Raw genomic sequence first — 23,607 nt, 5'->3', positions numbered from 1 at the left:
GTCAGCTGGACCGGATCGCGGTGACGAAGCGCCGCGCCACCTCGACGAGTTCCTTTCCGGGCGCATCGCCCAGGACGTCCGCCATCAATGTGACGTCCTTGGTAAGCGGCAGGTTGGCGGGAGAATCCGCGAGAGCCGCGATGGAGCCCACCCGCAGCAACATCGCGGATGCCACGCACGCCGAGCTGCTCGTCGTCAGGATCGCCGCGAGGCCAGCGGGATCGACACCGAGCGACCGCCCTGCCTTCATCGCTTCGTCCGCGAGAGCGACCTGCGCGGAGAACATGGTGTTGTTGATGAGCTTCGCGTACGAACCCGTCCCGATCCCGCCGAGGTGCACGACATGGTTGGACAGCGCCGACATCACGTCGGCGACATCAGCGAGAGCCTCGGCGTCGCCGCCGACCATGATGGTCAGTTCGCCGGTCAGCGCCCGTGGACCGCCGCCGCTCACCGGCGCATCGAGAACGCGGAGGCCGTGGGTCGCCGCCTGTCGGGCGATCTTCTGTATGTGCGCGGGCGCCACCGTGCTGTGCACAAGTACCACCGCGCCGGGTTCGAGGGTTTCGGCCAAGCCGTTCGGGCCGAACATGACCTCCTCCACACCCGCCGCGTCGAAGACACAGATGCCAACGGTCTCGACCGCCGCCCCCAGCTCCGCCGGGGTCGCCGCGACCTTCGCACCGGTGCCCGCGAGCGGTTCCAGAGAAGCCGGCCGCCGGGCGTAGGCGGTCAGCTCGTGGCCCGCGGCCTGGATCCGCTGTGCCATCGGTAGCCCCATGCTGCCGAGCCCGATGAATCCAACCCTCACCGTGCCCTCCCCACGGATGTCGACTCCGGCGTATTCGGCGGGCGCAGCACCTTCTTCTCCACCGCCTCCGAGGCCAGGACCGTGCCGATGATTCCGAGGTCCGCACCCGCGCTTCGGGCGACCTCGCGCACCACCGTGACGTCCTTCAGCATGAGGTCGCCGATGCGGCCCGCGACGGCGTCGACCGAACCGCCGCCGGCGACGACACCCAGGCCACGGCTGGCGCCGCTGCCGTGTTGGAGGGCGGCCAGAATCGCCGACTCCTCGATCCCGAGCGAGCCCGCGAGGCGCACCGCGTCGATCGCGAGCCCCACCTGCGCCACGAACAGCGCGTTGTTCACCAGCTTCACCCGCTGGCCGTTGCCGACCGGCCCGACGGACATGACGGGTGACGCGTACGTGCCGAGCACCGGACGCATCCGGTCCAGCAGGGCCTCGTCGCCACCCACCCACAACGTCAGCCGGCCCGCGGCGACGTCGTGCGGGCCGCCCGAGAGCGCGGCGTCGAGCACCCCGATCCCCCGGCCTGATCCCGCCTCGGCGAGCAGATGCGCGGTCTGCGGGTCGGACGTCGTGTGCTGGACGAGCGTGGCCTCCGGCCGCATGGCCGCGACAGCACCTTCCGGGCCGAGGCACACCGAGCGGACCTGATCGTCGGTCAGGACGGCGACGAACACCGCGTCGGCGTCACGGACCGTCGCCGAAACCGTGGAGGCGCAGGTCAGCCCGTCGGCCTCAGCCGCCGCCCGGGCCTGCGGGCTGCGCGCCAGGACGGTCACCTCGTGGCCCGCGGCGATCAGCCGGTCGACCATCGGCCGGCCCATGCGACCCGCTCCGATGAACCCGATCCTCATTGATCCTCAATCCTCCAGAGAGCGTGCTGGCCCAGCGGGAACGGACGACGGCGCCGACGGGGGCCGCTGCCCCGGCGGGGCCAGCATCTCGCGGTGCTCGGGCGTGCCGTCGAGGTTGGCGTTGATCCGCTCGGTGATGCGCCAGCCCTGCGCGGTGCGCGCCCAGCGCCAGGTGTTCGCGGAGACCCGGGCCACCCAGAACCGGTCGGCGCCGGCATCCCAGCGGATGTTGAGCGCGTAGCTGCGGCCGGTCGCCTCATCGCCGTCGACCACGATGTGCGGCACCGTCAGGACGTGGCCGCAGCCGTTGCGGATCAGGCTCTGGTGGCCGCCGTTGACCATGTCGACGATGTCGCTCCGCCCCCGCATCCGCAGGTGGGGAACGGCGTCGAAGGTGCCGTCCTCGGTCCACAGCTCCGCGGCGGCCTCGGCCGAGCCGCTGTCGACGGCGGGCCCGTACTGGGCGACGAGCTGCATGATCTCGACCTGGTCCTCCAGGGCGTGGACCCGGGCCGCCAGCTTCTCGACCATGGCACGAAGATCGTCGATCTCGCTCATACGCGACAGCCTTTCCGGGACGACGGCGCGGTGCAGGGACTGGCACGCGGCTCGGGGACTGCTCGCGGCTCAGGGAGTGGACGCGGCTCAGGGGACGACGACGATGCGGACCGGCCCGTCGGCGTCGCGGGACGCATCGAGGGCCGCCGCGACCTCGTCGAGCCCGACCGTCCGGCCGAGCATCGGGGTGACGTCGAGGCTGCCCGAGCAGACCGCTTCGAACGCCTCGTCCCAGTGCCGCAGCGACGGGCCGCCGCCGAACTGGATGTTCAGGCCCTTCCGCTTGGCGATCAGGGTGCTCAGGTGGTCGCCCTCCGGCGGGCCGCCCATGGAGAAGATCCGGGTGCCGCGCTCGCACCCCCTGATGATCGAGTCGAGGACACCGGGGACGCCGACGCACTCGAAGACGACGCAGCCGGGCAGGCCGGCCATCGCGATCATCTCCTTCGTCGACTCGGGTGAGCCGTGGGCGACGTCCCGCCAGGCCTGGTAGGGCGAGATCTCGGCGGGGTCGATGACCACGTCGGCACCCATGGCCAGCGCGGTCGCGCGCCGGGAGGCCACGAAGTCGACCGCGATGATCGGGCCCACGCCGAGGCGCCGCAGCTGGGCGATCACCGACAGGGCGATCGCCCCGCAACCGATGACCAGCGGTACCTCCTGCGTCGTCAGCTGGGCGCGGGAGGCGGCCGACCAGCCGACCGAGATCGCGTCGGCGATGCACACGATCTCGCTCGGGAGCTCCGAGGCCGCGACGCGGGTGAGGGACTCGTCCAGCAGGAAGTACTCGCCGAACCCGCCGGGCGCCTCGGGGTTCTGGCCGATGATCCTGCGGCCGGTACCGGTGGACAGGACCGGCAGTGAGCTCACCCGGGTGCCGATCGGGATCCGGCGCTCGGTGCCCGGGCCGTGGTCGACGACCTCGGCGCAGTACTCGTGGCCCATGACGATGTCGACGTCCCGGTCGTAGGTCGACATGCCGCTGTCGTCGTCGGCACCGGCTTCCAGGTGGTCCATGAAGTGGATGTCCGACGCGCAGATCCCGCAGGCGAGCGACCGGACGAGCAGCTGCCCCGGCCCCGGGACCGGATCGTCGATGACGCGCGCCCGCACCGTTCCGCCCCGCAGCACCGCAGCACGCATCAGCCGCTCCCTCTCGTTCGTGTGACGGGGCCTGCCCCGTCACGGGACTGTAGCCACGGTTCCGGAGTTATAGAAGAGCCTGTCCTAAAAAATTATGGAAGATCTTGTCCTGTAAATTGGCGCCGACCGCGCTGGCCGGAGGCGCCACGGCGTTACGATCGCTGTCATGACAGAGCCCGCCCGCCGGCGCCCGGGTCGTCCCCGCGACACGAGCATCGACGAGCGGGCACTGGCCGCGACCCGCGAACTGCTCGTGCAGCGCGGCTTCGACGCGACGACCATCCAGGCGGTCGCCGGGCACTCCGGGGTCCACGCCTCCGCCATCTACCGCCGCTGGGGGTCGCGGATCGAGCTGATCGAGGAGGCCACGTTTCCCGGCCTCAGCCCGCTCAGCGTCCGGCCGACCGGGGACCTCCGGCGCGACCTGCGCCGCTTCATCCGCGCCTATGTGGCGGCCTTCGACGCACCGGCGGCACGCGCGGCCGCCGCCGGCCTGCTAGCCCACTACCAGACCGGCGGCCGGCAACGCCCGCCGGAGCTCTACCTGCGGGTGTCGGCGCGGCCGCAGTTCCAGGACATCCTGTGCGCCGCCCCGGCGGGCAGCGTCGACCCCGCCGTGGACCCGGACGACGTCTTCGACCTGCTCCTCGGCGCCGTCCTGACCCGCACGCTGCTGTTCAACGCCACCGCCCGCCGCCGCCCCATCGAGCGCACCGTCGAAATGATCCTCCGGGTGCTGCGGCCCCAGGCGGTCCCCATCCGAACGGAGAACCATGACCAGTGACCGCGACGCGATCGCCGACGTGCTGCTGCGCTACTCGACCGGTATCGACCGCCGCGACTGGGATCTGTTCCGATCGTGCTTCACCGACGACTGCGACCTGGACTACGGCGAGATCGGCTCGTGGCGGGGCGCGGCGGCGTTCACCGAGGTCTTCACCGCCCTGCACGCCCCCCTCGGCCACACCATGCACAGCCTCAGCAACATCGACATCCGCCTCGACGGTGACGGTGACGGTGACCGCGCCCGGGCGCGCACCTATGTCAACGCGCTGATCATGTCGGTGGACGGGCGCAGCGGTGTCACCGCGCACGGCTTCTACGACGACGATCTCGTCCGGACCGCGGGCGGCTGGCGGATCGCCCGCCGGCATTTCACCTCCGTCCACACCGGCTCCGTCGGAGCGCCTGCGGACGCGGCTGGCGGCGGTTCCTGATCACCGCCTGTCGTTCCTGGTCGTGGGCTCGCCGGGGCGCGCCGCCAGAGCAGTGGTTGACACCGCGGGAAGCTGACGGCAGGCTGACAGCCAGAAATAAGCGGTCGCTTAGTCAGTCGCTGTGCCGGACGGCGGCGGCATCCCACCGACCAGTCTCTGGAGGGGCCGATGGAGTTCTCGCTCGACGCCCGTACCGAGGACCTGCGGGCCGACCTGCTCGACTTCGTGCAGACGTGCGTCGAGCCGGCGGAGGCGGACTTCGACTCCCAGCTCGCCGCGCAGCCGGACCGGTGGGCGTGGGACACCGTCCCAGCGCTCGTGGATCTGCGTGCGCAGGCGCGTAAGCGGGGCCTGTGGAACCTCTTCCTGCCCGGCGACGACGGCGCAGGCCTGACCAACCTGCAGTACGCACCGCTTGCCGAGATCACCGGTCACTGCCGTCTCGCGCCGGCCGCGGTCAACTGCTCGGCCCCCGACACGGGCAACATGGAGGTACTGCGCGACTTCGGCACGCCGGAACAGAAGCGGGCCTGGCTGGAGCCGCTGCTGGCCGGCGAGATCCGCAGCGCCTTCGCCATGACCGAGCCCGACGTGGCCTCCTCCGACGCGACCAACATCGCCACCCGGATCACCCGGGACGGCGACGAGTACGTCGTCAACGGCCGCAAGTGGTGGATCACCGGGGCGATGAACCCCAACGCGCGGATCCTCATCGTGATGGGGAAGACCGACCCCGGTGCCGACCGCCACCGGCAGCAGTCGATGATCCTCGTCCCCCGCGACACCCCCGGTGTGGAGATCAGACGTGGCCTGGAGGTCTACGGGTACGACGACCACGATCACGGTGGCCACGCCGAGCTGGCCTTCCACGACGTCCGGGTGCCCGCAGCGAACCTCGTCGGCGAGCAGGGGTCGGGGTTCGCGATCGCGCAGGCCCGCCTCGGCCCCGGCCGGATCCACCACTGCATGCGCTCCATCGGCGTCGCGGAGAAGGCGATCGCGCTGATGTGCGAGCGGGTGGAGGGCCGGGTCGCGTTCGGCCGGCCGCTCTCGGAGCAGGGCGTGATCAGGGACTGGATCGCCGAGTCCCGGGTCCGGGTCGAACAGCTGCGCCTGCTCGTGCTCAAGACGGCCTGGCTGATGGACACGGTCGGCAACAAGGGCGCCCACACCGAGATCCAGGCCATCAAGATCGCGACGCCGGCGACCGTGCAGTGGATCCTCGACAAGGCCATCCAGACCCACGGCGCCGGCGGGCTCTCGCCGGACTTTCCCCTCGCCCGCCACTACGCCGGCATCCGGACCCTGCGGTTCGCCGACGGCCCCGACGAGGTCCACAAGAACGCCCTGGCGCGGGCCGAGCTGCGCCGCCAGGCCAAGGCACGGGAGGCCCGCCGTGGCTGACGAGCACGCGATCCAGGCGATCCACGCGGACCTGCGCACACGGGTGCGGACGTTCCTCGCGGACCATGACCCGGCGGGCGTGCGCACCGACGCGGACCGGTTGGAGTTCCTGCGTGCCCGGTACGACGCCGGCCTGGCCTGGGTCGCGTTTCCCGTCGGCCACGGCGGTCTGGGGCTGGGGCAGTCGTACCAGTCCGAGGTGGACGCGAGCTTCGCCGCCGCCGGCGCGCCCGACAACCGGCCGCACGCCAACGGCATCGGGCTCGGCATGGCCGCGCCCACGATCGCCGCCTTCGGGACGGAGGAGCAGAAGCGGCGGTACCTGCGCCCGCTGTGGACCGGAGAGGAGATCTGGTGCCAGCTGTTCAGCGAGCCGGGCGCCGGTTCGGACCTCGCCAATGTGGCCACCCGCGCCGTACGTGACGACGACACCTGGATCGTCAACGGGCAGAAGGTGTGGACGTCGGGCGCCCATCACTCCGACCTGGCGATCCTCGTCGCCCGCACCGACATCGACCTGCCCAAGCACCGCGGGCTGACCTACTTCCTGTGCGACATGCACGATCCGGGGGTCGACGTCCGCCCGCTGCGGCAGATCACCGGCGAGGCGGAGTTCAACGAGGTGTTCCTCACCGACGTCCGCATCCCGGACAGCCAGCGCCTCGGGGCCATCGGAGACGGCTGGCGGGTGGCCACCGGCACGCTCAACAACGAGCGCGTCTCGATCGGCGGCAAGGCGACCGTGCGCGAGGCCGGAATGATCGGAGTCGTCGCCGATACCTGGCGGATACGGCCCGAGCTGCGCACGCCCGAGCTGCACGACCGTCTGATGAAGCTCTGGGTCGAGGCGGAGGTCGCCCGGCTGACCGGTCGGCGGCTGGCGCAGAAGCTGGCCCAGGGGCAGCCCGGCCCGGAAGGCTCCGCCATCAAGCTGGCCTTCGCCCGCATCAACCAGCAGCTGTCCGGCCTCGAGCTCGAACTGCTCGGGGAGGAAGGCCTGCGCTACTCCGACTGGACGATGGTCCGGCCGGAGCGGGTCGAGTTCACCGCCCGCGACGCCGGCTACCGGTACCTGCGGGCCAAGGGAAACTCTATCGAGGGCGGCACCTCGGAGATCCTGCGCAACATCCTGGCCGAGCGGGTGCTCGGCCTGCCCGGTGAGCCACGCGTCGACAAGGACGTTCCCTGGAAGGACACAGCGCGGTGACAGATCTCGATCTGCTCTACTCCGAGGTCGAGGACGACCTGCGCTCGACCGTGCGCGATCTGCTCGCGGATCGTTGCCCGCCGGCGGCGGTCACCGCCGTGTACGACGGCGACCGCACGCTCGTCGACCCGCTGTGGCAGGCCCTGGCTGTCGATCTCGGCCTGGCCGGGCTGCTCGTTCCCGAGGACCAGGGCGGCGCCGGGGCCTCGGCCCGGGAAGCCGCCGTCGTGCTCGAGGAGCTCGGCCGCGCGGCGGCGCCGGTCCCCTTCCTGACCAGCGCGGTCGTCGCGACGACGGTGCTGCTGACGGCCGGTTCCGAACTCGCGGCCACGCTCACGGCGTCACTCGCGGCCGGTGAGCGGACCGCGGTGCTGGCCGTACCGTTCACGGCGGCACCGTTCACGGCGGTGCCGGGCGCGGAGGCGCGGGGCTCGGATGCACCGGGCTCGGAGGCGCGGGGCGCTCGGCTGACCGCTGTCGACGTTGTCGGGCCGCACACGCTCACCGGGACGGTGACCACCGTGGCCGGCGCGCTGGAGGCGGACCTGCTGCTGGTGCCGGCTTACCGGGACGGCCACGTCACGCTCTACGCCGTCGACGCGGCCGCGGTGGACCGGCGGCCCGTGGTCTCGTTCGACATGACCCGCCAGCTTGCCGATGTGCACCTGCTCGACGTCGAGGCCACACCGGTACTCGACGACCCGGACGACCCCGGAGCCGCCGAGCGGGCGATCCGCGCCGGGCTGACCGCGGGCACCGCCCTGCTCGCCTCCGAGCAGCTCGGCGTGGCGAGCTGGTGCCTGGACGAGACCGTGAAGTACCTCAAGACACGTCGGCAGTTCGGCCGGGTGGTCGGTGGCTTCCAGGCACTCAAGCACCGGCTGGCCGACCTCTACGCGGGCGTCGAGTCCGCGGCCGCGGCCGCCCGCTACGCCGCCGCAGCACTGGCGTCCGGCGACCCGGATCTGGCCGTGGCCACCAGCGTCGCGGCGGCGTTCTGCGGTGACCTCGCGGTCGTCGCCGCGGAGGAGGCGGTGCAGCTGCACGGCGGCATCGGCATGACCTGGGAGTACCCGGCGCACCTGTATCTGAAGAACGCCAAGGCCGACCAGATCGCGTTCGGCACCCCGGGTGCACATCGCGCCCTGCTGGCATCGCTGGTGCACCTGCCGGGCGCTCCACGCTAGCGCCCGGCACGCCGCCGTGGGCGCGAGCCGTCCAACGATTCTGGAGATGTTCGTCGTCGCAGCAGCCGTCGCAGATCCCGGGCTTCGGGCTTCCGCCGCCGCCATTGTCACCGAGCAAGAAGTGAGAATATTGGCTGCGACAACAACCGAAGTCCTCACTTCTTGCGAGCCGTCAAGCGACTCCGCACCCTACTTGCCCCTATTAAGGCACAATTGCCGATGCATTGCGGTGCTCGGCAGTAGCGGCCACCCCCGGGTAGCGCGGGCCGTCAGGGGGTCGGGGGGTGGAGCCGGGTCACCGCGTCGTGGAACTCGGCGGACTTCTCGGCGTAGTTCGCGTACCGGTCGTAGCTCGGCGCGCCCGGCGAGAGAATCACGTGGCAGCCCGGCGAGCCCAGGCGTGCCGCCAGGGCCACCGCTTCCCGCAGGCCGGCGGCGGGGTGGACCCGATCCGGGCGGCGCTCGCCGAACTCCGCGACCACCGCGGGACCGTTCGACGGGATCGCGATGACGTCCACCCGGCGGGGGCTGCCCAGCAGGAAGTCGTTGAGCGGCTGGTAGGAGATGCCGCGGTCCTGGCCGCCGACGATGAGGATCGTGTGCTCGGCGTCGAACGCCTCGACCGCGGCGATGACGCTGTTCGCGGTGGTGGACAACGTGTCGTCGACCCAGACGAGCCCGCCGTCACGGCTGATCGTCTCCAGCCGGTGCGGGAGGGGCGCATGCCCGGCGAGGCCTCGGCGCACGGCGTCCGGCGACAGCGGTGTTTCGAGGGCCGCGCCGGCGGCCAGCACCGCCAGTCGCACGCTGGAGACCAGATGGCCGGCCCGCAGGTGCGGCGGCAGCTCGCGCACCGTGAGCAGGCGGGTGCCGTCGCGGTCCACGATGTCCTCGCCGGACGTGGCGGCCAGCAGGGTGGGCAGCTCGCGGACCCGCGGCTCGACCGAGACCAACTTCGCCAGGGTCGGCTCGTCGCAGACCAGCACCGCGGCACCGTGCACCGCGATCCGCGCCTTGTCCTGCCAGTACCGCTCCAGTGAGCCGTGCCAGGGAAGGTGCTCCTCGTAGAGGTTGGTGACGACGGCCACCCGCGGCGACCGGGTGATCCAGAAGCACTGGTAGCTCGACAGCTCCGCGACCACCGTGGCCGGGCCCGGCGGCACGGCCAGCAACGGCAGGCCGATGTTCCCGGCGAGCACGGCGCCCGCGTCGGTGCCGGTGCCGGTGCGGGTGCCGGTGCCGGTGCCGGTGCCGGTCGGCTGGCTCAGGATGGCGTGGATGAGGGACGCCGTGGTGCTCTTGCCCTTGGTGCCGGTGACCCCGACCGCCCGCGCGGCCTCGGACTCGAGCCAGACCGCGGAGCCCGAGGTCAGGTGGATCTCCTTCGCCCGCAGCGTCTCCAGGAACGGGTGGGTCCTCGGTATCCCCGGGCTCACCACGACGAGGTCGCAGTCGAGCAGCCGCTCCAGGCTGCCGGCGCCCCAGTTGTAGTCGACCCCGGGGAGAGGCTCGGCCGCGAGCGCGGACGCCTCCCGCTCATCCACGACGACCACCCCGGCGGGCGAGGCCGCGACGGCGCCGAGGACGGCGCGCCCCTCCAGCCCGAGACCCCAGATCCCGACGCGCCTGGTGGCGATCTCAGCCAAGCGCATCGAGTGCCTCGCGGAAGGGCTGCGGGATGAAGTGGGTGGCCAAGGGCTCGAGCAACGCGGCATCGAGCCCCGGGGCCGGGGCCTGGCCCTGGGCGTGCATCTCGTCGGTGAGCGGCCCCACCAGCCGGGCCCGGGCCCACCCGGGATCGCGCCCCAGCAGGACCAGGGCGACCAGAGCCTCGTCGTACTCGCCGACGCATTCGAAGGGCTTGTGCCCGCGAAGACCCAGGATCTCCAGGTAGCCGTCGAGGTTCGCCGGGTCGTCGAGCATGTTTCCCCCGAAGATCTCCGTCAGCCGCCCGCTCGAAATGAAGGGGGCGAGCACCAGGAAGACGAACTGGCACTTCGGGCATTCACGGCACCAGGACGACGCCCGCTTGGACTCGTCGATCCGGAAGCTGCGGTTACAGCTGGTGAAAGCCTCGAAATAGGCCGGCAACCCGGCGAACCGGCGGGCGATCTCCAGCTCCGAGAGCGGGCGAAGCAGCGAGAAGTACGCGTCGGCACCGGTTCCTCCGGAAGCAGCTCCCCCGGAACGCTCCAACGCCGAACGGAGCAAAGCCTCGAAATGAATACTCTTCGACCACTGATGATTGATGGTGTGGCCGTTCCAGGAGAGGTTTCCGTATTCCGCCGACCGCTCGTTGGACATGACCACCGGGCCGAGGCCCAGGCGCTCCGCGGCCATCAGGGCGATCAGGCTGACGACCGCGGTGACGGGCACATGGCCGTTGTGAGCCCCCTGCCGGTTGGCCTCGAGCAGGGTGGGGTCGATCGATCTCTGGGCGGAGACCAGTGGCTGCCCGCTGACCCGAGCGCAGCGGGTGATCGGCGCGAACGTGTTGACGGAGAAGAGCACCGGGTCGAAGCCCGCGGCCTTCAGCGACTCGATCGTGACCACGGAGTCCTTGCCGCCGCCGACCGGAACGAGCGGCGCGGCCGGCGCCGCGGCCACCGCGCCGCCAGCTTCGCCACCGTCGCGAGCTCCGCCGCCGCCGCCGCCAGCGGCTCCGCCGCCGCCCGCGCCCGTGATCTCGTCGGGGACCTCGTCCAGGCGCTTGCCCGTGATCTGGGGCGTGAGGGCGCCGGGCAGCTGGTTACGGAACGCGAATTCGCCGAGCCCGTTCCTGATCAGCTCCGACAGGAACGTGTGCTCTCCGTCGGTGAGACCGAACCCCACCCGGACGGTGCCGGGAGCGGCCGCCTTGTAGTAGCTCAGGCCACTCGCCAGTGCCAGCAGCCGAGCCGTCCGCGCCGACGGCACTCCAGCGGGCCGGCCCTGGTTCCCGTTCGGGAGGCGGATCGTCTCGACGAACTCGATGCTCCCAGCCTGCCCCAGCAGTGAGTAGAAGGCGCGAAACGTCTCCCCGGTCGAATCGAAGGAATAGCCCTCATAGGAGAATTCGCTGAATCCAGCCGGATCGAACATCGTGCTCGGATTTCCTCCCGCGCTCGACCATGCAACTTCGACTGTGCAGCTTATCGTCGTGCAACTCATCACCGTGCCAGCACTGGAGGCCAATCCTACCAGTGAGCCACAGTGAGCACGGAGCGCACCCGAGCCGGCCGGGCCCGCGGTCGGTTTTCTTACCGCACCAGGGGAATATCGGGGCCGTGGTCCACGCCCCAGGAGGACCACGGCACGCCGGGCGCCGTGCCAACCGGTGGGCGCAGGTCGTCCCACCAGCACGCCCGCGGATCATACCGGGCCAGAAACGGCCGGTTCACCAGTCCCGGATCGCGGCATTGCAGGAATCTCAGCGCGATGTACTTCTCCGCACCCACGGTATGAACACCGTCGACCACCACCTTTCCCGGCGTGGCGGACATCACCGGCCCACGGACGGTGCGTCCCAGACCGGACACGGAGCGGTAGGCGGCGCTGAAGATCTCGTAGGCGCGCAGCAGCGCGACCTCGAAGTAGCCGCGCGGCCCGGTGTCACGCTCCACGAACATGTAGTACGGAACCATGCCGAGCCGCACCTGGCGCTGCCACATGGCCGCCCAGGCCCCGGCGTCGTCGTTCACGGAGCGGATGACCGGGCCCTGGGTCCGGATCACCGCCCCGGTCGCGAGCACCCGGCGCACCGCGTGCTCGGCGAGGTCGGTCTCCAGCTCACGCGGGTGTGAGTAGTGGGCCATCAGGGCGAGGCTGCGCCCGCTGGCCACCACTCGTTCGAACAGCCGCAGGGTGTCGTCGGCCCCCGGATCCGTGACGAACCGCGCGGGCCAGTACGACAACGACTTCGTGCCGATCCGGATCGACTGCAGGTGCCCGAGCCCGGGTTCGTCGAGCAGCGGCAGCACGCACCGCGCCAGCATCTCGGCCGACATCACCATCGGGTCGCCCCCGGTGATCAGGACGTCGGTGACCTCGGGATGCGCACGTACGTACCTCACGAGGTCGTCCACGTTGCGCGAGGCCATCCGCAGGTGCGGCTCCTGGACGAACTGCGCCCACCGGAAACAGTAGGTGCAGTACGCGTGGCAGGTCTGCCCGTGGGCGGGGAAGTACAGGACGGTCTCGGGATACTTGTGCTGGAGCCCGTCCAGGCGGGTGCCGGCGAGCTCCGGGACATTGAGCTCCCGCTGGCCCGCCGGATGCGGGTTGAGCGCCGCACGCACCGCCGCCGCGGCGGCCTGGACCTCACGCGTGGGCGCGCCGCGCGCCAGGAGCTGGGCGATCGGCGCCACCTGCTCGGCGGGCAGCATGTCCGGCTGCGGGAAGACCAGCCGGTAGATCGGGTCGTCGGGGGCCGCGTCCCAGTCGATGAGCGCGTCGACCACGTAGTCGTTGACGCGGAACGGCAGCACGGCCGCGACGGCGCGGGCCATCAGGCGGTCGGGCCCGGCGAGGCCGGCCCGCTCGAGCAGGCCGTCGAGCGATGCGGCGTTGTAGAAGCGGGGGCTGGCAGGCGCCGAGATCGGCCTGAGCGTTTCGCGTGTGGTCAAGAGGAGCGCTCCTGTGTGGCGGCTCGGGTATGACGGTGCCTGGTCAGCCGACCCAGACGGGCGGCACCCGGTCCGCCCAGGGGGCGAGCCGTTCCAGCCGCAGGGCCAGCCCGAGCAGGCCCGCCAGGTCTCGCGGCCGTGCCATGAGCTGGACCCCGACCGGAACCGACGCGGCGGCGCCCAGCGCGCCCAGCGCGCCCGGTACGCCCGGTACGCCTGATGCACCCGGTGCACCCGGCACGCCTGATGCGGCCGGTGCGGCCGGTGCGGCCGGTGCGGCCGGTGCGGCCAGCGGTAGCGAGACCGCGCAGAGGCCCGCGAGGTTGGCGAACGCGGCGAACGGCGCGAAGTGCGCGGCGCGCCGGAAGACGTCCGCGGGATGTGCGGGGGCGGTGACCCAGCCGTGCGGGACCGACGGCCTCGCGACGGTCGGGGTCAGCAGGACGTCGCCTTCGGCGAGCACGCGGCTGGCCCGCTGGGTGTACGCGCCGAGCCGTGCGATGGCCCGGTGCAGGTCGAGCGCGCTGGTCCGGCCGGCGAGCTCGAGGCCCGCCCGGGTCGTCGCGTCCAGCAGTTCGGGCCGAGGATCCCCGTACGCCACCGGAACCGTGCTGCGCACCAGCATCAGATCGTCGAGAACCGCGTCGGCCGACCAGTCCGGTGCCGCCTCCTCGACCCGGCACCCCGCCCCTGCCAGCAGGTTCGCGGCCGCCACCGCGGCGGCGGTGCACACCGGGTCGACCTCGCAGTCGACCGGCGGGACGTTCGTCAGCACGATCCGGTGGTCGTCCGCCGGCCACGGATCCTCGGACACGGCCAGGGCCACCTCGTCGAGGTCGAGCGCACCCAGCGCGGTCAGCCAGTAGATCGCGTCCGCGACCGTGCGGCTGACGACACCGTCCTGGGCGCCCGCGCCCAGGGCCGGGCGCGGGGTCACGGGGAGGCGGCCCGGCCCCGGCATGACCGCGAAGACCCCGCAACACGAGGCGGGGATGCGCAGCGATCCCGCCCCGTCGCTTCCGTGCGCGACGGCGGTGACCCCGGCCGCGACACTCGCGGCGGCGCCTCCGCTCGACCCGCCGGCGCTGAGCGTGTGATCCCAGGGATTTCGGCAGACACCGTTCAGCTCGGGCTCGGTGACCGGGAGGATGCCGAACTCGGACGTGCTCGTCTTCGCGAACACGGCCGCGCCGGCGGCCTTCATCCGTCCGACCACCGGCGCGTCGTGCGGCGGTACGTGCTCCGCGAACGCACGGGACGCGAAGGTCGTGCGCATTCCCGCGGTGGGGGTCAGGTCCTTGACGGAGGTCGGGATTCCCCACAGCAGGGGCCGCTCGTCCGGCGCGCTGGTGCGGAAGCGGGAAAGCGACTGCTCGAGTGCCTGTTCCAGGGCCTGCTCCGCGCCGATGGTGACGTAGCAGTTCAGCGCGGCGTTCGCCCGGGTCGCGCGCCGGTGGCAGTCGTCGAGGACCTGCCGTGGGGAGAGCTCCCCCGCGCGCAGCAGCCGGGCGGTCTCCTGGAGGCTGCCGGGGGTGGCGTTCTCCGCCAGCCTCCGCATCGCCCGCTCCCCGAGAACGCGGGCCGGGATCGTCACGGGGCGCTCAGGCCCGCTCACCGGTCACCGTGTCCGCCGTGGTCGGCCGTGGTCCGCTGTGAGCGCCACCGTCGTAGAAGGCGATCAGGTCGTGGGCGTCGAAGAGGATGACGTTCTCCTCCTCGCCGTAGGCCTGGATCGGGCCGGAAAGTGGCGCCAGGGGAACGCCCGCCCGGGCCAGGGCGCGCCAGAAGGGTGCGATGGTCAGGCCGTACATCATCGGCCGTTGCAACTCGACGCAGTGCCGGGCGGCGTTGACCATCAGCTCGTACAGGTTCCTGACGTCGGCGGTCTCCCGCCGCAGCACACAGAGCCGGCCGAACTCCGCGCCCCTCGTCTGCTCCAGGGGGCCGTCATAGCGGTCCTGCAGCGGCCAGCGGCCTTCGAGGACGACCCGCACCGCGGCGACCGGAGCACCGGTGTGGTCCGTCATCACGATGTGCCGGCAGGCGCGGTCGTACGTGTCCGACGCCCAGGCGTCGAGGTGGGCCGGATCGCGCCGGCTGCCGGAGAACGCGGCCCTCCGAAGCGAGAGGACCGTGGCGAGGCGGGCCGCGTCACTCCCGTCGAAGATTTCAATCATGACCGATCCTTTTCCGTCGTCGACTCGGACCTGCCGCATCCCCGGCCATGCGCCGTGAGACGAAATAGGATCACCGGTTCCTGAGATGGCCCATCCTGATGAGGACCCGGCGGCCGGTGTCATCGAACCCCGTGCGGCCGTGCATGAAACGGGAGTTGTCGAAGACCGCGAGGTTCCCGGGTTCCCAGGAGACGCGCACGGAGACCGTCTCCGCGACCTTGCGGATCTCGGCGAGGAGATCGGCCGGGAATGGGCTCCCGTCCGCCAGCGCGACACGGAAGCTGTCCCTGGCGTAATAGTCGCTTTTCTCCCGATAGGCATAGATCATCAGCGAGTTGCAGAAGGACGGAACACCACCTTCTGACGGGATCACCGCCTTTGTGCGGAACCGGCCGTGGAGCACATCCCCCTGGAAGTCGCCGTCAAGCCGCTCGTAGGGGCGCAGCAAACTGCCGACCCGAGCCAGCGCCACCCGGGCCTGCGCCACGTCGGTCACGCCGAAGGTCTGCTGCCAGCGTGCCGGCGTAGCCTCCCAGCTCCAGTAAAGGTCCAGGTCGCAGACGTATGCACGGGTCGACTCGTCGAGGCGCCGCAGCAGTTCCGCCCCGTCGCACAGGACAGTCTCACCACCGGCGGCGGCGGGGCGCTCGCAGTAGAGGACGAGCAGGTCCGGGCAGCCCGGCGCGTAGGAGCCCTCCCGGTGCAGCGGAATCGCGTCCATACCCTTGTTGACGGTGGACGTGCTTGGATCCGCGCCCACCGGGTCACGTTCGATGGTGTTCGTTGCGTGGTGAACCATCGGGACCATGAGCGCCTCGGTGAACTCCCTGAAGTCGAACAGGGTGGTTCCTGGCCTTTTGATGAACGCCGCGCCGTGCTCGATGACAGCTGTAAGCGCCGCACCTGGGTCGACGTCGTCGAGGACGGGAATATGAACACCGGCGACCATGATGAATCCCCCTTTGGAACCGTCCGCACGGAACGGGCCAGCACCGCCGGCGGATGCACCTGGCGGGACTTCTGTCGGCACCATCAGTCCGAGAATTCCAGATCGGAACAGTAGCATCGCCGAAGGCCGCCGAACAGAGTTTTCAACGCAGTCCCGACGCGGCTGTCAAAACACCCGGGCGGGTTGGCGGATCGTCCCGCCCGTAGGCAGGACGATCCGCCGGTCCAGCGGTTTTGCGGACTAGCGGACCGTCACCGCGAGCTCGTCGCTCGTCGTGGCGCCCGCCGCGTTACGGAACTCGGCGGTGTAGCGGTAGGTGCCGGCGGCCCTGCCGGTCACGTTCAGCACCGCCTTCTGGGCTTCCGGGCTCGCCGCGGTCAGCGCGCCCTCGGCCACCTGCACACCGTTCTCGAAGAAGCGGTAGCCGGTGGCGTTGGTGCCCCACCACAGGTTCGCGGTGACCTGGTAGGAACCGTCGTTGTCCCAGTTGTCGTGCGAGAGCACCGGCCTGGCCGGGTTCGCGTCGTCCACCGTGACGCGCAGCGTCGTCGTCTCGGTGCGGCCGACAGAGTTGATCAGCACGCCGGTGAACGTGTACTGGCCGTTGGGCAGGCCACCGACCTGGAAGGACGCCTTCTGCACGCCCGGGGTGGCCCAGGTCAGCGGCAGCGTGGCAAGGCGCTCGCCGGCCTGGTAGAGCTCGAACGAGGTGGCGTTCTCGCCGTACCACATGTTCAGCATGACGTTGAACGTGCCGTCGCTCAGGCCGGTGTCCCAGCCCTCGTCGGAGCTGAGCACGCCCTTCGCGGGGGCGGTCTTCGCACCGTCGACGCGGACGGCCTCGCCCGCCGGCACGCTGGCGTTGCCGGTCCGGTCCACCGCCCGGTAGGTGACGGTGTGCTCGCCGGCGGCGTCGACGGCGAACGGGCCGGTGTACTCCGCCTCGGCGCCGTCGTCGATCCGGTAGAGGGTCTTCGCGACGCCGCTGTCGGCGTCCTGAGCGGTCAGGGTGATCTTCACCGGGCGGACGGCCCCGGTGAGGGCGAGCCGCTCGGTCGCGACGGTGACCGCCGGCACGGTGGCGTCGAGGCCGGCCTGCAGGCTGGCGACCGCGGAGACGTTGCCCTGCTTGTCGGTGGCGCGGTACTCGATCTGGTGCTGGCCCGCCGGCACCGCGAACGGCGCGCTGTAGGCCACCCACGCGCCGCCGTCGACGCGGTACTCGACCGTGGCGACGCCGGAGCCCTCGTCGGTCGCGGCCAGTACGACCCGGCCGTCGGCACCGAGCCACTGCCCACCGACCGCGCCGGTCAGGGACGCCGTGGCGGCGGGTGCGTCGGTGTCGGGCGCCTCGCACCAGTTGGGCTCGGCGTGCGGCGTCGCGTTGTAGTTCGCCCGCCAGGTGACGAGCTCACCGCCGAGGTCCGTGATGATCCCGTCGACGCCGAGCGCGGTGAGGCTCGCCCAGGCGGTCGCGGAGTTCTCGGTCCAGACGAAGGTCTTCAGGCCGGCGGCACGCATCGCCTCCAGCGCCGCCTTGCTCGGCCAGGTGTCCGGGTTCAGGCCGATCGCGTGGTGCGCCTGGGTGAAGGTCACCGGGTCGGCCGGGAAGTTGGCGAGGATCATCGTCGGCAGCTCGGGGTGCACCTGGTAGAGCCGGTCGATGGTGGTCGTGCTGAAGCCCTGCGCGATGACCTGGTCACGCACCCCGTACTGCTCGATGAGGTCCCTGGTGGTCTGGATGTAGTTCACCGGCCAGTCGCCCTTGTACTCCAGCAGGAGCTTGGCACCGCTCTGCTTCATCCAGGCGAGCAGGTCCTCCAGCGTTGGCACCGGGGTGCCCGCGAACTGGGCGCCCTTCCACGATCCGGCGTCCAGCTGCCTGATCTGGGCGATCGTGAGGCTGTGGTTGGCACCGGTGCCGTCGGTGGTGCGGTCGACGCTGTCGTCGTGCATCAGGAAGGGGACACCGTCGGACGACCAGTCGATGTCCGTCTCCAGGTAGTCCGCGCCCTTCGCGAAAGCCGACCGCATCGCCGGCAGCGTATTCTCCGGGTAGGCGGCGGAGTCACCGCGGTGCGCGATGACCAGCCCGGTCTGCCCCGGCGCGGTGGTGCCGACCGGCACGCACGCCGCCGGCGGAAGCGGGTCGATCCTGGTGATCCTGATGTTGTCGTACGAGACCGTGGAGCCGTCGACGACGAGGCCCTGAACGCCGGTCGTGCTGCGGAGCAGCCCGTCGGTCTCGAAGACCTTCTGGCCGTTGAACCACCACTCGCCGTGGGTGCCCTGGACGACGATCGAGACCTGGACGTCCTTGCCGGTGCCCGCCGCGGTCGGCGCGGCGCTCGTGGCGGGGACGTACCAGGCGTTCGCCGCGGTGCGCTGGGCGAACTCGAGCCCGTTGGCCGCGGTCGTGCCACTGCGCATCGCCGCCTGTTGCCACGGCACCCCGCCGTTCGCGGGGATGTCGAGCGCGAGGGCCTGCCAGCGGGTGGCCTCGTTGACCGCCTCGAAACGGACGGTCGCGTCGTACCGGAAGTTCTCCAGGTGCTGGCCGAACGTGATCCGGACGATGCTTCCGCCGGTGCCCAGCAGCCGGCCGTTCTCGACCCGCCAGTTGCCGTTGACCGCGGTCCAGCCGGCCGGGACGACGCCGCCGGAGAAGTCCTCGGACAGGACGATGTTCGCCGCGTTCGGGTCCGGCAGCTGGGTGATCGTCACGTCGTCGTAGGAGACGGTGGCGCCGTCGACGACGAAGCCCTCGACGCCGGTGGCGCTGCGGACCAGGTTCTCGGTCTCGAAGATCTTCTGCCCCTCGAACCACCACTCGCCGTGGGTGCCCTCGACGACGATCGAGACGTGGACGTCCTTGCCGGTGCCGGCGGACGTCGGCGCCGCGGCCGTGTCGGTCACGTTCCACGTGTTCGAGGCGGTGCGCTGGGCGAACTCGAGCCCGTTGGTCGCGGTGGTGGTGGTGCGCATCGCGGCGTGCTGCCACGGCACGGCGCCGTCGGGCGCCATGTCGAGCGCGAGCGCCTGCCAGCGGCTGGTGTTGTCCACCGACTCGAACCGCACCGTGGCGTCGAACCGGTAGTTCTCCAGGTGCTGGCCGAAGGTGATCCGCGCGGGGCTGGCCGAGTACGCGGCGCCGGTACCGACCAGGCGGCCGTTCTCGACCCGCCAGTTGCCGGTGACCGCGTTCCAGCCGGCGGGCAGCGAGCCGCCGGAGAAGTCCTGCTGTAGAACGACCTGCTCACCTGTGGTGTCGGCCGCCGCCACCGACGCCCCCCCGACCACCAGCACGCCGCTCACAGCCGAAGCCGTGGCCACGGCCGCGGTCACGGCGGCCACCCGGTGCCACGACCGAGCCCATCTCTGCCTGTGTTTCACCTGTCTCGCAGTCCTTGTTCGTCCGTCCCGCCCGGGTCCCCCGCGAGCGCTCCCACCCGAGACCCACCGAAAACACTCCGGCAGGCTGGACGATTCAAGTAAGGCTCCCTTTCCTAAGCACCGCACGCCGGCCAGCGGCGGATGAACGCTCGGTAAAGCGCAAAGGCCACCGTCCGCGTCGATGATGACCACCCGGCTACAACCCGGTGACGCAGAGCTTGCCGGCACGGAGGACGGCCGGTGGGCATCCGGTGAGCGTCCGGTGGGCGGTCGGTCTTGCCCACGGCGCGGCGGGACGGATGGTGGCCGTCCCGCCGTCCGCGCTGGACCCCTCGACACGAGCTCGACCAGTGGTCTTCGGCAGGGCGTCGTCCAGATCGGTCCTACGACGTCCACCCTCGGTGCAGAACGGTTGATCAGCTAGCTAGAAGTGCGGGTCGATGTCGTCGTGGTTGCCGTGCAGAACGGACAGGACGGTGATAAGCCGAATGACGATGGTGCCGATCGCCAGTGCCGTGCGCACCGGGCGGAGGCGTCCGGCCATCGGGTTGCCGCAACTGGCAGTCGCGGCCGGCCGTGGGACGCCGGGTCCGTCGCTGCGCCTGTGTGGCGGGCGTGGTCTACTCAAAGCGGCCTCTCTCGTTGAGGTTGCAGGGAAGACCTCTGGTTCCGGCGTCCTGATCTCTTGGCGGGGAATGGGACGCCGGTCCAGAGCATGAGATGTCAGCTGCCGCGGGCGGTTCGGCCTGTTGGGCGCTGACTGGGTGACCGTCTTCTTCGACAGTTGCGACGACGATCAGCATGCCGGCCTGACGGTCGGGCTCGACGTGAGCCATCGGCCGGTCGTCCGGTCCGCGGCCCGCCTGGAACCGGCGAGTCGGTGCCGGCTGGCGGCTGCCTCGATATCCGTGAGCCATCCCTGTCGGGCGGCCCAGGCGCGAGCCGCGCGCTCGGTCGGAGCGAGCCGGTGAAACGGGTCGATCTCGTGCACCCACCACGCGAAGTCGTCGGGTTCGACGTCCGGCTGAGGCGGGTTGTGAGTGATGGCTGAGCGCATGCGCATCTCGACTTCTCCAGTGAATGGCACTGATGGACTACCCAATCCTAGTCATATCTGACTAGTTCGAAGGGTGTGTCGGGCTCACGGGAGGCCGCGAATCGGCATCGGCTCGAAGAGGCCCTGGTCAGCGCCTTTCAGGCGCCGACACGCCGCGCGTCGTGCCGGTCGGGGTCGACAACCGTCTCCGCACCCGGTTTGCCAGCGGCAGGGAGGTTCCGGACGTACAGCCGGGGTGTGTGAGGTACGGCTGCCGGAGTGGGCTCAGACCTCCGTAGTGGGCTCAGACCTACAGTGCCGAGCCGCCGGTGGTGTCGATGGTCTGGCCGGTGACCCAGCGGGCGTCAGGAGAGGCCACAAAGGCGACCACATCGGCGACGTCCTGCGGTTGACCCACCCGACCGAAGACCGAGAGGGAGGCGGCGGACCGCGCCGCGGGGGCCTGTTCGTCGCCGCGCAGCCAGTCGGCGTTCACATCGGTGTCGATGATGCCAGGGTTGACCGAGTTCACGGTGATGCCGCGCACGCCGAGATCCTTGGCCAGCGCGAGGCTGAACGTGTCGAGTGCGCCCTTGGTCATGGCGTAGGCGAGGATGTCCGGGGTGGCGATGCGGGTGACGCCCGAGGAGATGTTGATGATCCTCCCGCCGTCACGCAGCCGGACCAGGCCGTGCTGCACGATGAAGAACGGTGCCCGCACATTCACCGCGAACAGCTGGTCGAACTCCGCCGGCGTGACGTTCCTGATGTCCTCCGACCGGCCGATGCCCGCGTTGTTCACGATGATGTCGACCCCGGGGTCGAGGCCGGCTGACGCGAGCCCCGCGTCGAAGGCGGCCCAGAGCGCCGCCGCGTCGCCGGGCGCGCCCAGCGTTGCGTGCACCGGAAACGCGCGGCCGCCGGCAGCAAGGATCATTTCAACGGTCTGCTTCGCCGCGGCCACACTGCTGCCGAAGTGGACGGCCACGACCGCCCCGTCCGCGGCGAGCCGCCGCGCGATCGCCCGACCGATGCCACGGCTGGCCCCGGTGACCAGCGCCGTCCTGCCGTCAAGCACACCCATCGTGCCGATCACCGTCTCTCGGTCGCCACGCGACCGCATGCTCCCATGCGCCGCGGGGGCACGCAGCACGGAAACCGGGGAGCCCAAGCCACGACCACCTGCCTGGCCTGGCCACCTGGCCCGCGCTCGGCGACCTGCCCCTGCGGCTCGCGGCCTGCCCCTGCGCCTGGCGACCTCAGCCCGGGCGGCCTGGTGACCTCAGCCCGGGCGGCCTGGTGACCTCAGCACGGGCAGTGCGCCGGCTACCGGCTCTCGGCGAGGCGGCAGCGGATGGCGGCGGCCTCGTTGTCGGCGAGCCAATGGCGGCGGGCGGCTCGGGCGCGGGCCTGGCGGACAGGCGGCGAGAGCCGGTGGAACGGGTCGATCTCGTGTACCCACCACGCGAAGTCGTCCGGGCCGGCGTCTGGTTGCGGCGGCACGTAGGAGACGTCAGAGCGGTTGCTCATGTCGCAGCTCCCTCTCGGATGGCACTGGCCGACCACCATCGTAGCTACATCGGACTAGTGCTTTTGGGGCAGGTAGCCGACACCTGAGGCCAGGCCGCTCGGCGGCGGACCGCGGATGGGTGGTGCCGGCGTCCTCGTGGCCGTCGTGACCTCGGACGTCTCTGCGATGCTGGACCCCGGGACGTGCGGGGGGCAGCGCAATCTCAGGTAGTTTCTGGCCTACTGTCACGCCTCGGGCCGTGGCAGCCGTGCGGTCTCTGACAACGACGAAGGGACGCTCCTATGGGCCTCCGCCTGGGCGACATCGCGCCCGATTTCACCGCCACGACCACCGATGGCGAGATCTCGTTCCACGACTGGAAGCAGGGCTCGTGGGCCGTGCTGTTCAGCCACCCGGCCGACTTCACCCCTGTGTGCACCACCGAGCTCGGGCGTACCGCGGCTCTGCATGGTGAGTTCGACAAGCGCAACACGAAGGCGATCGCGCTGTCGGTCGACTCGGTCGAGGACCACCGCGGCTGGGCACCCGACATCGCCGAGGTGAGCGGGACGGCGCTGAACTTCCCGATCATCGCGGACCCGAACCGTGCCGTCGCCGAGCTGTACGACATGATCCACCCCGGCGAGGGTGACACCTCCACCGTTCGTTCGGTCTTCATCATCGACCCGAACAACAAGATCCGTCTCACCCTCACCTACCCCAAGTCGGTGGGGCGCAACTTCGACGAGATCATTCGGATCATCGACGCGCTGCAGGCGACCGACAAGAACCCGATCTCCACGCCGGTCGACTGGAAGCCCGGCGACCGGGTGATCGTCGCGCCGACGCTGTCGACCGAGGACGCCAAGGGCAAGTTCAGCAACGTCGAAGAGGTCAAGCCCTACCTCCGCTACGCCGACGCTCCCTGAGCTGCCTGACGGCTCGGGTTCGTCCGCGCCGCTGCCAGCCCGTACATCGCCACGGGCCGGCAGCGGCGTTCGTGTTTTCGGCGCCCATGGGCAGGAAACGCGGTGAGTCCGACCCGCGCCCGGGTAGCAGCGGCGCTTCTGGCACGTCTGAAACGTCTGTGCCCGGCACCGCGGACTCCCCTGCTCAGCGGGCCTGCCCGAGACTCGCCTCGTCCAGGTCGCTCACCAGCTCTTCGGGTGCGCGCATCCGCCAGGCGTCGGTCACCAGCTCCGCCAGCCGCTCGGCCGTCACCTTCGCCAGGCGCACCATCAGCACCGGCCAGCCGTCGTAACCGGGCGCGGTGAAGAAGAGGTCCGGTTCGCCGAGCAGGAGCGCCTGCTTCTCCGCCTCGTCACCGACGAAGAGCACGGCGATGTCAGTTCGGATCACCCGCGGCTTCCCCGGCACACGTTCCGGGTAGGACCAGACGAATCCCTTGTCCGCGACCCGGAAGTCGAAACCGTCGCTGTCGATCTCCACGACATGCGGCAGGCTCATCGCGAGGCGCCGCACATCGTCGGCATCAGCCACCAAGGCCCTCCTTCGGACGCACAGTTCGAACCTTGACGAGGCTACGACGAGGCTGTC

At 70.9% G+C, this 23,607-nt stretch carries 20 protein-coding genes; 6 read left to right on the top strand and 14 right to left on the bottom strand.

The features are described 5' to 3' along the window. Window position 1 precedes the first annotated feature (1 nt). The 4 genes from CcI49_RS14860 to CcI49_RS14845 all read right to left on the bottom strand — a co-directional run bounded on the left by CcI49_RS14860 (window position 2) and on the right by CcI49_RS14845 (window position 3,366). On the bottom strand, window positions 2–811 hold the full coding sequence (locus CcI49_RS14860; protein WP_054569327.1) for an NAD(P)-dependent oxidoreductase: 810 nt from the start codon (window positions 809–811) through the stop codon (window positions 2–4). Further along, window positions 808–1,665, bottom strand: a complete 858-nt coding sequence (locus CcI49_RS14855) for an NAD(P)-dependent oxidoreductase (protein WP_054569328.1) — start codon at window positions 1,663–1,665, stop codon at window positions 808–810. The genes CcI49_RS14860 and CcI49_RS14855 overlap by 4 nt, the downstream gene beginning before the upstream one ends. 6 nt (window positions 1,666–1,671) lie before the next feature. After that, a complete protein-coding gene (locus CcI49_RS14850) occupies window positions 1,672–2,223 on the bottom strand; it encodes a nuclear transport factor 2 family protein (RefSeq protein ID WP_076827203.1) in 552 nt (183 codons plus the stop codon). A gap of 87 nt (window positions 2,224–2,310) precedes the next feature. After that, window positions 2,311–3,366: a zinc-binding dehydrogenase gene (locus tag CcI49_RS14845; protein WP_076827201.1), complete on the bottom strand. Its 1,056-nt coding sequence runs from the start codon at window positions 3,364–3,366 to the stop codon at window positions 2,311–2,313. A 166-nt stretch (window positions 3,367–3,532) separates the two neighbouring features. Between CcI49_RS14845 and CcI49_RS14840 the strand changes: the two genes are divergently transcribed. The 5 genes from CcI49_RS14840 (at window position 3,533) to CcI49_RS14820 (ending at window position 8,381) form a co-directional block, all read left to right on the top strand. Then, window positions 3,533–4,150: a TetR/AcrR family transcriptional regulator gene (locus CcI49_RS14840; RefSeq protein WP_054569331.1), complete on the top strand. Its 618-nt coding sequence runs from the start codon at window positions 3,533–3,535 to the stop codon at window positions 4,148–4,150. Beyond that, window positions 4,140–4,583, top strand: a complete 444-nt coding sequence (locus CcI49_RS14835) for a nuclear transport factor 2 family protein (protein WP_054569332.1) — start codon at window positions 4,140–4,142, stop codon at window positions 4,581–4,583. Before CcI49_RS14840 ends, CcI49_RS14835 begins: the two co-directional genes overlap by 11 nt. Before the next feature lie 168 nt (window positions 4,584–4,751). After that, the gene (locus tag CcI49_RS14830) at window positions 4,752–5,987 is read left to right on the top strand and encodes an acyl-CoA dehydrogenase family protein (protein WP_054569333.1); all 1,236 of its coding nucleotides are present in this window, start codon (window positions 4,752–4,754) and stop codon (window positions 5,985–5,987) included. After that, complete coding sequence (locus tag CcI49_RS14825; RefSeq protein WP_076827198.1) at window positions 5,980–7,194, top strand: acyl-CoA dehydrogenase family protein; 1,215 nt, start codon at window positions 5,980–5,982, stop codon at window positions 7,192–7,194. Before CcI49_RS14830 ends, CcI49_RS14825 begins: the two co-directional genes overlap by 8 nt. Next, on the top strand, window positions 7,191–8,381 hold the full coding sequence (locus CcI49_RS14820; protein ID WP_076827196.1) for an acyl-CoA dehydrogenase family protein: 1,191 nt from the start codon (window positions 7,191–7,193) through the stop codon (window positions 8,379–8,381). Before CcI49_RS14825 ends, CcI49_RS14820 begins: the two co-directional genes overlap by 4 nt. Window positions 8,382–8,650: 269 nt before the next feature. On the opposite strand, the gene murD is transcribed toward CcI49_RS14820, so the two are convergent. The 9 genes from murD to CcI49_RS14770 all read right to left on the bottom strand — a co-directional run bounded on the left by murD (window position 8,651) and on the right by CcI49_RS14770 (window position 22,070). Then, window positions 8,651–10,033 (bottom strand): UDP-N-acetylmuramoyl-L-alanine--D-glutamate ligase, encoded by a 1,383-nt coding sequence (gene murD, locus CcI49_RS14815; protein ID WP_076827193.1) that lies wholly within the window; start codon window positions 10,031–10,033, stop codon window positions 8,651–8,653. Further along, a complete protein-coding gene (locus tag CcI49_RS40555) occupies window positions 10,020–11,462 on the bottom strand; it encodes a hypothetical protein (protein ID WP_076827191.1) in 1,443 nt (480 codons plus the stop codon). Before CcI49_RS40555 ends, murD begins: the two co-directional genes overlap by 14 nt. A gap of 158 nt (window positions 11,463–11,620) precedes the next feature. Beyond that, window positions 11,621–12,958 (bottom strand): lysine 2,3-aminomutase, encoded by a 1,338-nt coding sequence (locus CcI49_RS14805; RefSeq protein ID WP_076827387.1) that lies wholly within the window; start codon window positions 12,956–12,958, stop codon window positions 11,621–11,623. Window positions 12,959–13,028: 70 nt separating this feature from the next. After that, window positions 13,029–14,600 (bottom strand): amidase, encoded by a 1,572-nt coding sequence (locus CcI49_RS14800; protein ID WP_131831098.1) that lies wholly within the window; start codon window positions 14,598–14,600, stop codon window positions 13,029–13,031. Continuing rightward, window positions 14,587–15,162 (bottom strand): GNAT family N-acetyltransferase, encoded by a 576-nt coding sequence (locus tag CcI49_RS14795; protein WP_131831097.1) that lies wholly within the window; start codon window positions 15,160–15,162, stop codon window positions 14,587–14,589. The genes CcI49_RS14800 and CcI49_RS14795 overlap by 14 nt, the downstream gene beginning before the upstream one ends. Window positions 15,163–15,232: 70 nt before the next feature. Continuing rightward, window positions 15,233–16,111 (bottom strand): TauD/TfdA family dioxygenase, encoded by an 879-nt coding sequence (locus CcI49_RS14790; protein ID WP_076827184.1) that lies wholly within the window; start codon window positions 16,109–16,111, stop codon window positions 15,233–15,235. Between the two features lie 240 nt (window positions 16,112–16,351). Then, window positions 16,352–19,456 carry a glycerophosphodiester phosphodiesterase family protein gene (locus tag CcI49_RS14785; RefSeq protein ID WP_131831096.1) on the bottom strand — a complete coding sequence of 1,035 codons (3,105 nt, stop codon included), beginning with the start codon at window positions 19,454–19,456 and terminating at the stop codon, window positions 16,352–16,354. A 1,394-nt stretch (window positions 19,457–20,850) separates the two neighbouring features. Beyond that, window positions 20,851–21,624, bottom strand: coding sequence for an SDR family oxidoreductase (locus CcI49_RS14775; RefSeq protein WP_054569616.1), 774 nt, complete (start codon window positions 21,622–21,624; stop codon window positions 20,851–20,853). 242 nt (window positions 21,625–21,866) lie between these two features. Continuing rightward, window positions 21,867–22,070 carry a hypothetical protein gene (locus CcI49_RS14770; protein ID WP_006538649.1) on the bottom strand — a complete coding sequence of 68 codons (204 nt, stop codon included), beginning with the start codon at window positions 22,068–22,070 and terminating at the stop codon, window positions 21,867–21,869. Between the two features lie 282 nt (window positions 22,071–22,352). On the opposite strand from CcI49_RS14770, the gene CcI49_RS14765 reads away from it, so the two are divergent. Next, window positions 22,353–22,979, top strand: coding sequence for a peroxiredoxin (locus tag CcI49_RS14765; protein ID WP_006538648.1), 627 nt, complete (start codon window positions 22,353–22,355; stop codon window positions 22,977–22,979). A gap of 184 nt (window positions 22,980–23,163) precedes the next feature. Here the strand turns inward: CcI49_RS14765 and CcI49_RS14760 are convergent, their stop codons facing one another. Next, window positions 23,164–23,550, bottom strand: a complete 387-nt coding sequence (locus CcI49_RS14760) for an MmcQ/YjbR family DNA-binding protein (RefSeq protein WP_198955537.1) — start codon at window positions 23,548–23,550, stop codon at window positions 23,164–23,166. Window positions 23,551–23,607: the final 57 nt, after the last annotated feature.

Origin of the sequence: Frankia sp. CcI49, from assembly GCF_001983215.1 — a bacterium.
Taxonomy (GTDB): Bacteria; Actinomycetota; Actinomycetes; order Frankiales; family Frankiaceae; genus Parafrankia; species Parafrankia irregularis.
Note: the sequence above shows the minus strand (reverse complement) of the source record. Positions and strands in the feature narration are given on the sequence as shown.

Excerpts from the sequence above, each read along its gene's own strand:
- CcI49_RS14855 (WP_054569328.1), bottom strand. The coding sequence starts at position 1,665 with ATGAGGATCGGGTTCATCGGAGCGGGTCGCATGGGCCGGCCGATGGTC.
- CcI49_RS14850 (WP_076827203.1), bottom strand. The coding sequence starts at position 2,223 with ATGAGCGAGATCGACGATCTTCGTGCCATGGTCGAGAAGCTGGCGGCC.
- CcI49_RS14845 (WP_076827201.1), bottom strand. The coding sequence starts at position 3,366 with ATGCGTGCTGCGGTGCTGCGGGGCGGAACGGTGCGGGCGCGCGTCATC.
- CcI49_RS14840 (WP_054569331.1), top strand. The coding sequence starts at position 3,533 with ATGACAGAGCCCGCCCGCCGGCGCCCGGGTCGTCCCCGCGACACGAGC.
- CcI49_RS14835 (WP_054569332.1), top strand. The coding sequence starts at position 4,140 with ATGACCAGTGACCGCGACGCGATCGCCGACGTGCTGCTGCGCTACTCG.
- CcI49_RS14830 (WP_054569333.1), top strand. The coding sequence starts at position 4,752 with ATGGAGTTCTCGCTCGACGCCCGTACCGAGGACCTGCGGGCCGACCTG.
- murD (WP_076827193.1), bottom strand. The coding sequence starts at position 10,033 with ATGCGCTTGGCTGAGATCGCCACCAGGCGCGTCGGGATCTGGGGTCTC.
- CcI49_RS40555 (WP_076827191.1), bottom strand. The coding sequence starts at position 11,462 with ATGTTCGATCCGGCTGGATTCAGCGAATTCTCCTATGAGGGCTATTCC.
- CcI49_RS14795 (WP_131831097.1), bottom strand. The coding sequence starts at position 15,162 with ATGATTGAAATCTTCGACGGGAGTGACGCGGCCCGCCTCGCCACGGTC.
- CcI49_RS14790 (WP_076827184.1), bottom strand. The coding sequence starts at position 16,111 with ATGGTCGCCGGTGTTCATATTCCCGTCCTCGACGACGTCGACCCAGGT.
- CcI49_RS14775 (WP_054569616.1), bottom strand. The coding sequence starts at position 21,624 with ATGGGTGTGCTTGACGGCAGGACGGCGCTGGTCACCGGGGCCAGCCGT.
- CcI49_RS14770 (WP_006538649.1), bottom strand. The coding sequence starts at position 22,070 with ATGAGCAACCGCTCTGACGTCTCCTACGTGCCGCCGCAACCAGACGCC.
- CcI49_RS14765 (WP_006538648.1), top strand. The coding sequence starts at position 22,353 with ATGGGCCTCCGCCTGGGCGACATCGCGCCCGATTTCACCGCCACGACC.